This is a genomic window from Rhizobium sp. UGM030330-04 (genome assembly GCF_003208455.1).
GTDB classification, from domain to species: domain Bacteria; phylum Pseudomonadota; class Alphaproteobacteria; order Rhizobiales; family Rhizobiaceae; genus Agrobacterium; species Agrobacterium rhizogenes_A.
In genome coordinates this window covers 166,949-180,798 of sequence record NZ_QKML01000008.1, presented here as the reverse complement: position 1 = coordinate 180,798, position 13,850 = coordinate 166,949, and the positions used below count along the sequence as shown (strand labels likewise).

Sequence of the window (13,850 nt, the reverse complement as noted above, 5' to 3'; positions counted from 1 at the left end):
GTTATTTTCCGTTGTTTTCTCCGCCGGGTTTGATTCCGGCGGCCGTCAGAACGGCGTTGCGGACCTGCGCTTCAGGCAGAAGCTCCGCCAGCAGTTCCGAGAAATCCATGCGTCCCCTGCGAACCAGCGTTTCGATGGAGAGCGAGATCGGTGAATGCGGCTCGGTACGGCGAAAGTAACGCGCAACCGAAAGAAGAGTTTCAAATGCCTCGTCGCGTGAGGATATGCCCTCCGGCGAGACCACGGCGGCGCGTATGACGGGTTGCCCGCTTTCATCGGTGCCCGCAATCGCGGCCGGCGCCTGTTCTACCGGTGCCGGCTCCAGGTCCCGCCCGCCCAGCGTGCGAATGGCGGCAGCCGCCTCGATAAGCGTGTTGCGTATGTTGGAACTCGGCGGAGCGGACTGGCCACAGCGCTCTGTCAGAACTGCCATGATTGCGTCAAACGAGGAGAGACAGGCATTCACCTCCGACAGATGCGAGGACATGGCGGCAACGCCCGCCTCGGAGGCTGCCCGATACAGTTCCTCGCGACGTTTGCCCTCGTTCGGCCGCTGCGCCAGCTGGAAATCCCAGAGACTGTGCTCGGCGAATTTCCCTCCCGGGATCAGGGGCGCGAGGCGAAGCGGCTGAACAAGCGTGCCTTCGCTGCCAATGCCGTTCAATCCCGCAAAAGGTGCAAATTTTTCTTCGTCATTATCGTCACTGATTGACCGCAATGAGTCCCAGTGGTTGTAAAAAAGATCGCTGCAAAGATCATAGATTTCACGTAGGCCGTGAAATCCACGCAGCCTCAGGCTTGCTTCCGCAAGCCATGCCAATATTTCGATATCCTTGCTTTCGGAATATATAATCTGCAATCCAAGATTGCTGACACTGTCCCAGCTACTGGAGATCTTCAAGTTATCTTGTGGGGATGCAGCGCGCTCTTCTGTTCGTGCCTGGTTTCTTTCATCCTTAATTCTATAGTATATTTCACGCGTTCTTGCGTCGATGCGGATATTTTCTCCGCAATCTCCCAAAAATTCTATATCTCTTTTAACATGCGGCGCGTTCAAGAGCAGTCTATCTCCAGAAAATAGTAATTGATTTTTTGTAGTTACTTCCCTTACGTGAGGCTATTCCTCAGACAGACTTATTCAAAATGTGTCTAAATTGTGGCGTCTACTGCCTAATCTCACCTGATAAAAAATAAACTTCGGGGTGGACAATGCGGTTTCATCGTCATAGTTATTCCACGTCACGTTGTGGAATGGACCGGGGCAGGAGGCTCATTGCATGTCGCATATCGATCTCAATCGCCTCATTGAAGCGCTTGAGCCTGACCTGCGCGTTACCCTTGAAGCCGCGGCTTCTATCGCGGTGCGCATGGGTCACAGGTACGTGGATATCCCGCATTGGCTGCTGGCGGTTGTAGATGCCGGTATGTATGCGGAAACATTCGAGGAATTAAAGATTCCACTTCCGGTATTGCAGGCTGAAATCGGCCGCAGTCTGGGGGAGGCCATTATTGGAGACGGCGAAGCGTTGTCGCTCTCCCAGAACGTCCTGACCGCCGGCCGGGAGGCATGGGTTCTTGCTTCCCTGGAGGCTGGACGCAACCGGGTAACGCTTTGCGACCTGCTGCTGGCGATGGATGAGGAAACCTCACTTCGCTCCTTCGTCCGCTCTGCATTTCCGTCGCTGAAGGCAATGGATCGGGCCGCGCTCGAGCGCCTTCGCAGTTCGGTTGAAGAGGGCGCAGGCGGGGATGTTTCTTCCGTGCCCGCGAGTTCCGGACCGGCCGCCGGCCAGAACGATTTTCTGCGCCTTTATACCCAGGATATGACTGCGGATGCCCGCAGTGGCAAGGTCGATCCGGTTATCGGCCGCGATGATGAGCTGCGCCAACTCGTTGATATTCTGACGCGCCGCCGACAGAACAATCCCATTCTGGTGGGCGAGGCGGGCGTCGGCAAAACGGCGGTTGCGGAAGCGCTGGCGCTGGAGATCGCCTCTGGAAACGTTCCGGAAAAACTGCGTAACGTTCGCCTGCTGAACCTCGATATTTCGCTGCTTCAGGCCGGTGCCGGCGTGAAGGGCGAGTTCGAACGGCGCCTTCATGGCGTGATCGATGCGGTAAAGCGCTCTGCCGAACCTGTCATCCTGTTCATTGATGAGGCGCATGGACTTGTCGGTGCGGGTGGCGCAGCCGGTCAGGGTGATGCGGCCAATATTCTTAAGCCCGCACTCGCAAGAGGCGAGGTGCGGACCGTCGCGGCGACGACGTGGAGCGAATACAAGAAATACTTCGAAAAGGATGCCGCGCTGACGCGTCGTTTCCAGCCCGTGCATGTGCGCGAGCCGGACGAGGCGACCGCGATACGGATGTTGCGCGGGGTGGCCGATACCTTCGTCAGCCATCACAATGTCACCGTTCGTGACGAGGCGATCGTGGCGGCGGTGCAACTGTCCGCGCGTTACATGCCCGCAAGGCAATTGCCCGACAAGGCCGTCAGCCTGCTCGATACGGCCGCCGCAGCCGTATCGCTGGCGCGGCAGACGCTGCCGGAACGGTTGCGCGCCATGGAAAGCGAACGCCGCCTTCTGTCGGACGAACTGGACTGGCTTCTGCGTGAACCGCAGGACGAAGACATGCAGGGTCGCATCCAGTCGATACGCGACGAGCTTGAGAGGCTTGAAAGCGGGATCGGTGATCTGCGTGGTCGTTACGATGCGGAAATGGCCGAACTGGCGGCGCTGGGCGAAGAGCAGCCGGCGCAGCAAACCGGCGCATCGAATGTCTCGCTTCTCCGACCTGCCGGGGAGGCGCAGCCGACAAATACCGAAAGACTTGTGCCGACGGTGGTCGACCGGGATGCAATCGCATCCGTGGTATCCCGATGGACGGGTATTCCGCTTGGCAAACTCCTGGCGGACCAGATCGAGAGCGCGCGCACGCTGGATGATCGCATGCGTCAGCGTGTCGTGGGGCAAGATGCGGCGATTGCCCGGATTGCCGATGCCATGCGCACCGCCCGCGCCGGCTTGTCCGATCCGCGTCGCCCGCCCGCCGTGTTTTTCCTCGTCGGCATGTCCGGAACGGGCAAGACCGAAACCGCGCTGTCGCTGGCGGATCTGCTTTATGGCGGCAACAGCCATCTGACGACGATCAACATGTCGGAGTTCAAGGAGGAGCACAAGGTTTCGCTGCTTCTCGGCTCGCCACCCGGCTATGTCGGTTTCGGTGAGGGTGGTGTGCTGACCGAGGCGGTGCGCCGCAGGCCGTTCGGCGTTCTGCTCCTGGATGAAATCGACAAGGCCCATCCCGGTGTCCAGGATATTTTCTATCAGGTGTTCGACAAGGGTGTGCTTCGCGATGGCGAGGGCCGCGATGTCGATTTCAAGAACACCACGATCTTCATGACGGCCAATACCGGCTCGGAACTGCTTTCGGCGCTTTCCGCCGATCCCGAGACCATGCCGGAAGGTGAGGCGCTGGAAGCGCTTCTGATGCCGGAGCTGACGAAACAGTTCAAGCCCGCTTTCCTCGGGCGCACGATCATCCTGCCCTTCATGCCGCTGGGCACGGAGGAGCTGTCGAGGATCGTGGATATGCAGATTGGCAAGATCAGGGACCGCGTCCTGGCAACATATGGCGCCGACCTGACCTTGTCCGATGCGGCGCGTGATGCGCTGGTGGCGCGCGCCGGTGCGAGCGACATCGGCGCGCGCGCCATTGAAATCATGATCGGCAAGGATCTCCTGCCGCCTCTTTCCAGCTTTTTCCTTGAGAAGGTCGTTGCCGGAGAGCGGGTCGGAGAGGTCACTGTCGATTTTGACGGAAACAGGTTCGGCATTCGTGCCGAAGCGGCTGGGGAAACGAATGAATTCGTCGCAACCGAACGGGTTGGGATGGATGAAGTTGCCGCGTCGGAAGGGTCTACCCGACGCATGCGGCATTAGACGAAGGGTAACTCGGCCTCGAAGCAAGAGGTCATTTCAGCTACAGGAGCTTACAGCATGCCAATTTATCTGCAGATTGACGGTATCCAGGGCGACGCCACGCACGAAGAACACCGCAAGTGGATGGACATTGAAGCCATTCACTGGAACGTGGCCCGCAACATGAACACCTCTGCTGGTTCTGCTGCAAACCGCGAAGCTTCCGAACCGACGATTTCGGAAGTCATTCTGACCAAGGTTAGCGATTCTTCTTCCACCAAGCTTTTCCAGGAAGCTTGCGCAGGCCGTACCGGCAAGCTCGCAACGATCCATCTGGTGACCACGGGCAACCCGGGCAACACCTATATCGAGTACCTGCTGACGAATACGCTTATCGCCAGCTACTCGGTGGATTCCAGCGGCGACCGCCCGGTTGAGACCATCAAGCTCAACTTCACCAAACTGGAAGTGAAGTACACGCCGTTCGACGACAACAACTCGCCGCAGTCTCCGATGATCGCCTCCTACGATCTGGCGACGACCAAGGCCGCCTGATAACGACGCGACCCGGTGTCGGCATTGGCCGGCACCGGGTCGTTTTCATCACAGTTTTGCAGCTCACGTCGTGATGTTTCTCATCCACGTTGGACGAGGCGGTTTTTCATGCGCTCCCAATTCGCGTTTCTTGTTTCCGTACCATTTGTCTTGGCCCTGTCCGGGTTTTCATCAGCCGGTGCGGCGGAACGGACCTGGATATATTCCGGTACCGAACTCAAGCAGGCAATCGAGGGAAAGCTTGCGCCGGAAGTGTCCGATCCGGAAATGCGCCGGCTGGTTTCCGTCGCGAAATCCAGCGCCTACATCGCCGGCGTCGCCGATCTGACAAGCGGATCGGACTGGTGCGGTGCCGGCACCGTGGCGCCCCATGAGCTTACCGACCGGATCTACACCTATCTCGGCGATATCCCTGCGGAAAAACTGGATGAACAGGCAGCCATTCTCGTGCGGGAGGCGCTTGCGTCCTCCTTTCCCTGTGAGCCGAAAAGTAACTAGTGGGACAAGCCATGCGCGTTAACTTTGACACTCTGTACGCCAATTATCCGAGCAGCGAGCCGTCACATTCCAACTATATCAGCCAGCGTGATCTTTTCACGGAAATCGGCTGGGAAGATTATATCGGCAATCCGAACTATCATAATACCTGCGCGATCCGCGTCAGCATCGCCCTGGTGAAATCGGGCATCAACATCGTGCCTTCCTCTCACCGCATCCAGAAGGGCCCCTATGCCGGGAAAGGCATCGAGGTCAATATGCGTCGCCTTGCCACTCTTCTGAAAAGGACGAGTTATCTCGGCGAACCCGAACCCTTTACGCCCGCAACGGCCCGCAACGGCATCGGCGCGCGCAACGGCGTCGTGGCATTCAACAATATTCCGGGCTATAGCGGCGGCGGTCATATCGATCTCGTGCGCGGCGGTGCAGAAGCTGCCCAGTGCGCATCGGCCTGCTATTATAATTCGGAAACGATCTGGTTCTGGCCGCTTCAAGCCAGCCGCGTATCCTGATCCAGCCACCCCTGAAACGGAGCTGCCGTCACGCGCTTCGTTCAGCCGGCCGCGTTCTTGAAAACCGTCTTCGCCACCCGGCGAGGACCGGTATCCGCCGGATCATATCCGGCTTTCCTGCGCGATGAAGGCACTCTTTCGATCAGAATTGGTCTACGGCACGGCGCGCCTGATGCGCCCTTCCGAGAGAAACTCATCGACATCCTGCTCCTGCAGCGGCGGCGCATAAATATAACCCTGCACCAGCGTGGCGCCGAGGCTTTCGAGGGCCGCGAGTTCCTGTCGCGTCTCGACGCCTTCCACAACGCATTCCAGTCCCATATCCCTGCTGAGGGTAAGAAGGGATTTCACGATCTTGTAGCTCGCCGGTTTTTCATGCAGATCCGTAACGAAGCTGCGGTCGATCTTGATCTTGGTGAGGGGAAGGGCGTGAAGCCGCGTCAGGCTGGAATAGCCGGTGCCGAAATCGTCCAGTGAAATGCCGCAGCCGAGCCGTCGCAACATTTCGACCGACTGCCTGACCTGCTCGAAATCATGTGCAAAGGCCGTCTCGGTGATTTCCAGATCCAGACGCCGCGCGTCGAAGCCGCTGTTTTCGATGATGCCGATCAATGACAGCACGCCTTCGCGGGAATTGAGGTCGTGGGCGGAGAGATTGAACGACAGCCTGAGGGGTGGGGCCCACCGCGATGCAGAAGCGAGAGCGTTTCTGAGAAGAGGCCGGGTCAGGGAGCTGACGATGCCAGCCCGCTCGGCAATGGAGAAAAATTGCGCAGGTGGAACCTGGCCGAGGACCGGGCTGTGCCAGCGCGCCAGCGCCTCAAAACCGGCGGTCTTTCCATCGCGTATATCGACGATCGGCTGGAACACGACTGCCAGTTCGTTTTCCATGTCGCGCTGCTTGAGCAGATGTTCGATGCGGGCTTCGATATTGATCTGTTTTTCGTGTTCCGCGTCAAACAGGACAGCATCTCCGCGCCGGGTCTTCTTGGCGTGGTAAAGGGCATAATCCGCCCGGTCGAAAAGCTGTTCAAGCGTGGAGGCAAGATTTGGAAAGACGGCTATCCCCATCGAGGCGGACACATGTACCGTGCCTTCGGGCATGTGGTAGGGTGCCCGCAGCTGTTCCGAGATAGCGTTTGCATTGGCAACGAGCTGTGCATCGTCGAGTATGACGGGTGCGACAATGGCAAATTCGTCGCCACCCAGCCGGAACGCCCTGCTGGCTTTCAAGGTGGCGGTAAGACGTTTGCTGACATTGACCAGCAGCCTGTCTCCCACGGAATGTCCATAGAGATCGTTGACCGGCTTGAAGCCGTCGAGATCAATGACACCAAGCGCCAGCCGGGTTCCGGTCGCCCTGGCTTTTTCCAGTTCGGTTTCCAGATGGGTGAAAAAGGCGCGGCGATTGGGCAGTTCCGTCAGGCTGTCCATATTGGCAAGCAGAAGATTCTCGTTGCTGAGCGCTTCCGTGCGCTGTTGCGAAACCACCATGCGCTCGAAATTGCGGTAATTGGTCAGGAGGATGGACATCATGCCGGCGCAGACCAGCAGCACATTGATGGCAATGGCGATGAATGTCGGCTGTCGTGACGCCAGAAAGAAGATGATGAACGCGCCGTTGACGATGACGGTGACTATGAAGGCGGCGGAGCGCACATACATCAGACAGAAAATACAGGAAATAACGGTAATCGCCATGTAGAAGGCGACGTGCGATTGCGTATAGGCATCCCCATAGGGCACCAGCAGAAAAGACCAGAGCGTGAATACCATGGCTATGCCGACCGCCAGGCGGTTTGTGCGCTGCAGCGCCGCATGGGCAACCTTCGGCTGGGGATCGATGCCGCGGGTCCTCCACCAGAACGCGACCCTGAGCATGCAGCCAAGCGTGAAAAGGGCGGGAACTCCGATGGTCAGCCAAAACGGCGCCAGTCGCATATGTGTGATGGCGAGCGCCCATGTGCTTGAAAGCAATATGAAATACATCATCGGCATCTGCCGGGTAAAGGCGCGATACTGTGCTTTCAGCAGGTCCGGATTGTCAGACCGGACGGACATGAAATGCTGCAATTTCTGTTTGGCAGTTAGTATTTTCATCCACGGCTCATCAAGTACAGAGGAGCGTTTTTAGCATAATTCCAGTTACGTCATTGGAAATACACAGGGTTAACCGGGAGGCAACTGGATCAACCCCAAGATGTACCTTGCCGCCCTGCGCAACATGTATCCATTTGTGTCTGCAAATGCGGGTTTACGTCTTTCTTGAGCAGCCCGGACCAGGCGCCTGGCCTCGTGCGATCAATTGCGATTGAGGTTCTGAACTGGCATGATCGGCCGTCTGGCCCGACTCGATAAATTCCCTTTAAAATCACGCTTGAAAATAATGAACACGTGTGCAATATGAACGCGCGTTCACTCTTGAGGAGATGGTTGTTGCGCATGGACTCGATGTCTTATCCGGATACATTGGCGGCTCGCGCCGAACTCTGCCGCAGCGTTATTCTTTCCGCCGGGGAACTGGTGCTGAAAGGTTTTCAGGGCGAAGCGACGCGCAGCTTCTCGATGAAGGGGCCGCAGGATTTCCTGACGGTGACGGATGCTGCCTCCGAGGCGCATATTCGCGGCGCGATCGCAGCCGGTTTTCCCGATGACAGTTTTTTTGGAGAAGAAGGCGGCGGAGAGATCGGCGACCGCGTCTGGGTGGTTGATCCCATCGACGGCACCGCGAATTTCGCCCGCGGCATTCCGCATTTCTGCATCTCCATCGCTTATGTCGAAAACGGACAAACCGAGATCGGCGCGATCTATAACCCCGCGCTCGATGAACTTTATTTTGCCCGTCGCGGCGAGGGCGCAACGCGCAACGGGCTGCCAATCCGGGTATCGGAGACGCAGCGCTTCGATGCGGCGTCGATCGAAATGGGCTGGTCGACCCGCGTGGCAAATGCCACCTATCTCGATGTCGTCAGGAACCTGCTCGACATGGGCACGAATGTCCGCCGTGCCGGCTCCGGCGCCATGGCGCTCGCCTATGTGGCGGATGGCCGTTCCGATGCCTATCTCGAATTGCATATGAATTCATGGGATTGTCTTGCGGGGCTGCTACTCGTCAGCGAAGCTGGCGGCGATGTCTGCCCTTTCCTGGAAATTGGCAGTATGAGGGAGGGCGGACCGGTGCTGGCCGCAGCCGGCGGTGTTGCCAGGGGCGTCAGCGAGGCGTCGAAGATACCTTTGGCCGAGCGGCAGCCGTCGGATCGGCAGCGGGCGGCGTCGGCCTGATTTCTTGACGGGCGCCCGTCCGTCCAGGGCCTGGCAAGGGCGCTTCGTGCATATGGAGGAATGAAATGGATGGACCCGTTTATGCCCGGCCTGCAATCAGCCTGATTGCGGAAGGGCTCGGCCCGCATAATGCCGCGCTTTATATCGGCGGCAGCGATGGTGCGAGTGATCTCGGGCTCCTGCGCCGGCACGGCATTACCACTGTCGTCAATTGCGCCGTCAATCTCGACATCAATCTCGTGCAGGCGGCGGCGGAAGAGGGCGACAGGCGCCCCGTGGGTTATGGCGATATCCGCTATTACAAGCTTGGCCTGATCGACGGGGAGGGCAGCCCCGACACCATGATGCTGGGGGCCTATTACATTCTTGACGGCGCGCTGCGTCAGACCATGCCGAAACGCGAAACCTATCCTTTTGCCGATGGTGGCAATGTGCTCGTCAACTGCCGCAGCGGTCGCAGCCGCTCCGTCTCGCTGGTGGCGCTTTTCCTGCACAAGCAGCAGCCGCACCTTTACCCCACCCTTGACGACGCGCTGGCCGTGATCCGCACCAGACGGGAATTGCGGCCTGATGAATGGTTCGAGACGCCGAAACCCATGCTTTATGCCGCCGCCCGCCGTGCTTCCGACTGGATCGACATGGTTGACGGCAGAAAGACCGCCCCATCATGCTGACACGTGCGCTTCCTTCCGTCGCCATCATTGCCGATGCGCATTTCCACGACACCGCCGCTGATTTCGGGTTTCCGGGCATGGAGATCGATGGTGAGCGCATCACCATGCGCAGCTGGTCGGACACACGCGAATCCACCCGGGTTTTCAACGAGAGTGCCGATGCGCTACATGCCGCGCTCGATGAGGTGCGGCAGCGCGGCATTCGCCATGTGGTGCTGCTTGGCGATTATACCGATGACGGCCAGCGGGCGACCACCGAAACGCTGAAGGGCATTCTGGAGCGTCATCGCGATGCCCATGGCACCGCCTTTTATGCATTGCCCGGAAATCACGATATTTTCGGCCCGCGCGGCCGGCACCATACCAAGGAATTCCTGACGGATAATGGCCGATGCCTTTCCGTTTCGAGCGATGCACGGCGGGCCGGGGAGCGGGTTGTCGTCAGCGACCGGATGTATTGCGAGGGTTACCCTGTGGGGCTTGGCCCCATGGCAGACTTCGGTTACTTCCGCCAACCGGATTATCTGCATTGGGAAACGCCTTTCGGGACATCTGATGCGTCGGAAGACCGTCTCTACGAGGTACGCTCGCCCGATGGGCGCAATGTCTACCAGCTGATGGATGCCTCCTATCTCGTCGAGCCGGAGCCGGGGCTCTGGCTCATGATGATCGACGCCAATATTTTCGAGCCGCTCGATGGCACGTTCGAGGCGGGCGAGGAAGCGGCCTTCACTGACAGCACTTCCGGCGGCTGGAACGCGCTTTTGCGCTGCAAGCCCTTCATCATCGACTGGATTGCCGATGTGCGTCATAGGGCAGAGGCGCTCGGCAAGACATTGCTCGGTTTCTCCCATTATCCGGCGCTTGATCCCTTTGATGGTGCAAGTGGCGCCGAAGGCGCGTTGTTCGGCGAAACCAATGTCGTGCGCCGTACGCCGCGCAAGGCGGTGGAGGATGCGTTGCGTCAGGCCGGGCTTGCCGTTCATTTCAGCGGGCACCTGCATGTGGAAGGCGTGACGAGACGTGGCGATGAGGAGAATTCGCTCACCAATATCGCCGTACCGTCGCTGGTCGCCTTTCCACCTGCCTTCAAGGTCATCCACCCTTCGCGGCAGGAGATCGCCGTCGAAACGGTGGAAATGGGCGCTCTTCCGGTCAACAGCCGCATTTGCCGGGGTTACGCGCAGGAAACTGCGCTGGCAGGCGAGGGCGAGGACAGGGCGTTTACGGCGGCCAGCTATGTTGATTTTCTGCTGGCCCACAAGCGGGCGCTGATCAGACATCGCTATTTCATCAAGGAATGGCCGACTGAGGTGGTTGCGGCCATTGCGGATAAAACCGTGCGCGAGGTTGTTGGTCTGCTCGGGCGAGAGGGGAGCCCCTCGTTTGATGATATCGCAGCACGTTCCGAACTGCCGATGTTCGAGCTGATTGCCGACTGGTATTGCCTGCGTCAGGGCGCGGGTCTGGCGCTGCCGCACATCCAGCCGCAGAGACTTTCCCTCTATCGGGTGCTGGCGGCGCGTTTCGGTCGTGAGGCCGATCATCATGATGGGTCCGTCGAAAGCTTTATCGAAATCTTCTTCGGTGCGCTCGGCCTGTTTCTTGGTCGCGCTGAAGGCGGCTCAGGCGATTTCACGCTTCGCCTCGCGCCACGGCAAGAGCGTGTAGCGGTGTGATCTGAAGGTTTTGCAACGGGCGGAGCTGCGTCGCGGCCCTGTGCAGAACCGGCGACGGGAACGACAGGCGAGGTGATCCGATGGAATCGGTCGTTGTCAGCATCAATCTGTTCGGCGCGGTGGCGTTGCTGCTTTTCGGCCTCGCGCAGATCAGGGACGGAATGTCGCGCGCCTTCGGCGCCAAGCTCCGCACCGGTCTTGCCGCGGGCACGCGGGGCGGATTTCGTTCCTTCATTGCCGGTCTCGTGGCGACAATTGCCCTGCAGAGTTCGACCGTGACCGCGCTGATGGTTGCCTCCTTCGTTGAAAAAGACCTTATCGCGCCGGCCATGGCGCAGATCGTGCTGCTCGGCGCCAATGTCGGCACCGCGATGACAGCGTGGATTGTCGCGCTCGGGCTTGGCTGGCTGTCGCCGATGCTCATCCTCGCGGGCGTCATCCTGCTGCGGGGAAAATCGGCCCAGCGGCAGGGAGCGGGTGCGGCTCTTGCCGGGGTCGGCTTGATGCTGCTTTCCCTGCATCTTCTGTCGGCCGCGACCGATCCCATCAGGCAATCACCGGCGCTCAGCCTCTTCATTACCATGCTTGGCAATGCCTGGCCGGTGGCGCTGGTTTTCTCCGCCATATTGGCGGTGCTGGCATCCTCCAGCCTTGCCGTCGTGGTTCTCATCCTGTCGCTTGCCGCCAGCGGCGGCATCGAAACGAGTCTTGTCATCGTTTTGGTGCTGGGCGCCAATCTCGGTGGTGCGGTGCCGCCGGTGCTTGCGACCCTGAAAGCACCCGTGGCAGCGCGCCGGGTTGCCGTTGGCAATCTCATCGTCCGGGCAGTCGGCTGTTTTCTGGCGCTGCCTCTTGCCGGATATGGCGCGGCCTTTCTGGATATGTCACCCTTCTCGCACGCCAATCTTGCGGTCGATGCCCATCTTTTCTTCAATCTGGCTGTTGCCGCCATCGCATGGCCGCTCTCGCCGCTGCTTTTGCGGGTAACGAAGGCAATGCTGCCGGAAAAAGAGGGAAGCGAAAGCAGTCGCAGCTATCTCGACAGTCACGATCTCGATCAGCCGGTTGCAGCACTTGCCGGCGCGAGCCGCGAGGTGCTGCTGGTTGGCGACCTGATCGAGCGCATGCTGCGGCAGGCGAGTGAGGCGATGCGCGACAGCGATGTCGCGAAGCTCAACGACATCAGCACACTCGAAGGCCGGGTCAACCGTATTCAGCATGACATCAAGGTCTATGTCTCGAAGGTCGGGCAGGATGGGCTGAGCCGCAAAGACCAGCGCCGCGCGATGGATATTGTTGAATATGCCATCAATCTCGAACATATCGGCGATATCATCGAGAAGGGCATTCGGCCGGAAATCGCCAAGAAGATCGATCTCGGCCTCAGGTTTTCCGACGACGGCAAGAGCGAGCTGGAGCGTCTTTTCGCCGTCACGCTCGACAATATCCGCATGGCCCAATCCGTCTTCGCCACCCGCAATGCCGGTCTTGCCCGGCGGCTGGTGGAGGTGAAGGAAGATGTGCGCCGCCTCGAAAAGCAGTCATCGGAGCGCCATCTGCAACGCCTGCGCGACGGCCGGGCCGACAGCATCCAGACCAGCTCCGTGCATCTCGACATGCTGCGTGATCTGAAACGCATCAACGCCCATATTGCCGCCGTCGCTCATCCTATCCTCGATGAAAGCGGTCTCCTGATCGAAAGCCGTATCAGGCAGGCGGTTTAGCGCGCCGTGATGCGCTCCACCATGGAAACGGGCACGACCTGAAGCCGCGTTTCCGGCTCGTCACTGTTGAGTGCGGTCAGGACCTTCTCGGTCAGGGCATCAAAGGATTGGGCAACGGTCGTCAACTGATAACTCTTCCAGCCGGCCTGCGGAATATCATCGAAACCGACAATCGAGAGATCTTCCGGTACCCGGCGGCCCATTTCCAGCCGCGCGGCGTCCATGAAACCGAGCGCCAGCAGATCGGTCACGCAGAAAGCGCCATCGATCGCCTTGTCCACCAGCAATTCACAACCGGCCTGATAACCGCTGTCATAGCTAGTCGGCCCGCCGGACCAAGGAACGACCTCGATCCCCTCGACCGTCATGCGCTGGGTGAAGGCGCCGGCGCGGCGCAGCTGCGCCGGGGTCTGGCTGCCACTGGAAATGACCGCGACCTTCCGGCATTTGGCCGCCACGAGCCGCATGGCGGCCAGATCGGCGCCGTGGGAATCGTCGCTCAGCACCATATTGGTGTCGGTGCGGTCGAGACGCTGGTTGATGAGGATGAGGCGCACGCCGTTGGCGATGCATTCGTCGACAATCGAGGCCGGCGGTTCACCGGAAAGAACGACGATCGCCTGGGCGCGGAACTCGAAAAGAAGCTCGATCAGCGGCGCGATGTCCTTGCGGGCATCCGCCGCATTCAGCAACAGGCATTGCAGGCCACGCCGCAGGAGGCCGATGCTGAGCAGATCGAGCTGCTTTGAAATGAAGGGCGAACTCAGATTGGCGCCGACGACCCCGATGAGGTTGGAGCGATCATTATTGAGGCCCTGTGCCAGACGGTTGACGCGATAACCAAGTTCCTGCGCGGCTTTCAGCACCTTGCGCCGGACTGCTTTTGAAACGCTGCCGCCGGGAGTGAAGGTGCGTGAAACGGCGGAGCGTGAAACCCCGGCTTTTTTCGCCACCTCTTCGGCCGTCACGAACCCTCTCGCCATTCAACTCCCCCGTTGCGAAA

At 59.5% G+C, this 13,850-nt stretch carries 11 protein-coding genes; 8 read left to right on the top strand and 3 right to left on the bottom strand.

All coding sequences use genetic code 11. From position 1 onward, the window contains the following. Position 1: 1 nt before the first annotated feature. Positions 2-1,057, bottom strand: coding sequence for a type VI secretion system protein TssA (gene tssA, locus N434_RS14225; RefSeq protein WP_110758768.1), 1,056 nt, complete (start codon positions 1,055-1,057; stop codon positions 2-4). A 220-nt stretch (positions 1,058-1,277) separates the two neighbouring features. Here tssA and tssH point away from each other — a divergent pair, with 220 nt between their 5' ends. From tssH to N434_RS14205, 4 genes are all read left to right on the top strand, one after another. Further along, positions 1,278-3,944, top strand: coding sequence for a type VI secretion system ATPase TssH (tssH, locus tag N434_RS14220; RefSeq protein WP_110758766.1), 2,667 nt, complete (start codon positions 1,278-1,280; stop codon positions 3,942-3,944). A 57-nt stretch (positions 3,945-4,001) separates the two neighbouring features. Continuing rightward, positions 4,002-4,478: an Hcp family type VI secretion system effector gene (locus N434_RS14215; protein WP_065117846.1), complete on the top strand. Its 477-nt coding sequence runs from the start codon at positions 4,002-4,004 to the stop codon at positions 4,476-4,478. A 108-nt stretch (positions 4,479-4,586) separates the two neighbouring features. Beyond that, positions 4,587-4,976, top strand: a complete 390-nt coding sequence (locus tag N434_RS14210; RefSeq protein WP_065117845.1) for a Rap1a/Tai family immunity protein — start codon at positions 4,587-4,589, stop codon at positions 4,974-4,976. A gap of 11 nt (positions 4,977-4,987) precedes the next feature. Beyond that, entirely contained in the window at positions 4,988-5,488 is a 501-nt protein-coding gene (locus tag N434_RS14205) for a type VI secretion system amidase effector protein Tae4 (protein ID WP_065117844.1), read from the top strand. Positions 5,489-5,641: 153 nt separating this feature from the next. On the opposite strand, the gene N434_RS14200 is transcribed toward N434_RS14205, so the two are convergent. Beyond that, entirely contained in the window at positions 5,642-7,588 is a 1,947-nt protein-coding gene (locus N434_RS14200; protein WP_065117843.1) for a putative bifunctional diguanylate cyclase/phosphodiesterase, read from the bottom strand. Positions 7,589-7,930: 342 nt separating this feature from the next. On the opposite strand from N434_RS14200, the gene N434_RS14195 reads away from it, so the two are divergent. The 4 genes from N434_RS14195 (at position 7,931) to N434_RS14180 (ending at position 12,847) form a co-directional block, all read left to right on the top strand. Beyond that, positions 7,931-8,770, top strand: a complete 840-nt coding sequence (locus tag N434_RS14195; protein ID WP_065117842.1) for an inositol monophosphatase family protein — start codon at positions 7,931-7,933, stop codon at positions 8,768-8,770. Between the two features lie 65 nt (positions 8,771-8,835). Next, on the top strand, positions 8,836-9,444 hold the full coding sequence (locus tag N434_RS14190) for a dual specificity protein phosphatase family protein (RefSeq protein WP_110758764.1): 609 nt from the start codon (positions 8,836-8,838) through the stop codon (positions 9,442-9,444). Beyond that, on the top strand, positions 9,438-11,123 hold the full coding sequence (locus N434_RS14185) for a metallophosphoesterase family protein (RefSeq protein ID WP_110758763.1): 1,686 nt from the start codon (positions 9,438-9,440) through the stop codon (positions 11,121-11,123). Before N434_RS14190 ends, N434_RS14185 begins: the two co-directional genes overlap by 7 nt. An 80-nt stretch (positions 11,124-11,203) precedes the next feature. Next, positions 11,204-12,847, top strand: coding sequence for a Na/Pi cotransporter family protein (locus N434_RS14180; protein ID WP_110758761.1), 1,644 nt, complete (start codon positions 11,204-11,206; stop codon positions 12,845-12,847). Here the strand turns inward: N434_RS14180 and N434_RS14175 are convergent. Next, positions 12,844-13,830, bottom strand: coding sequence for a LacI family DNA-binding transcriptional regulator (locus tag N434_RS14175; protein ID WP_110758759.1), 987 nt, complete (start codon positions 13,828-13,830; stop codon positions 12,844-12,846). The genes N434_RS14180 and N434_RS14175 overlap by 4 nt on opposite strands. Between the last annotated feature and the right edge of the window lie 20 nt (positions 13,831-13,850).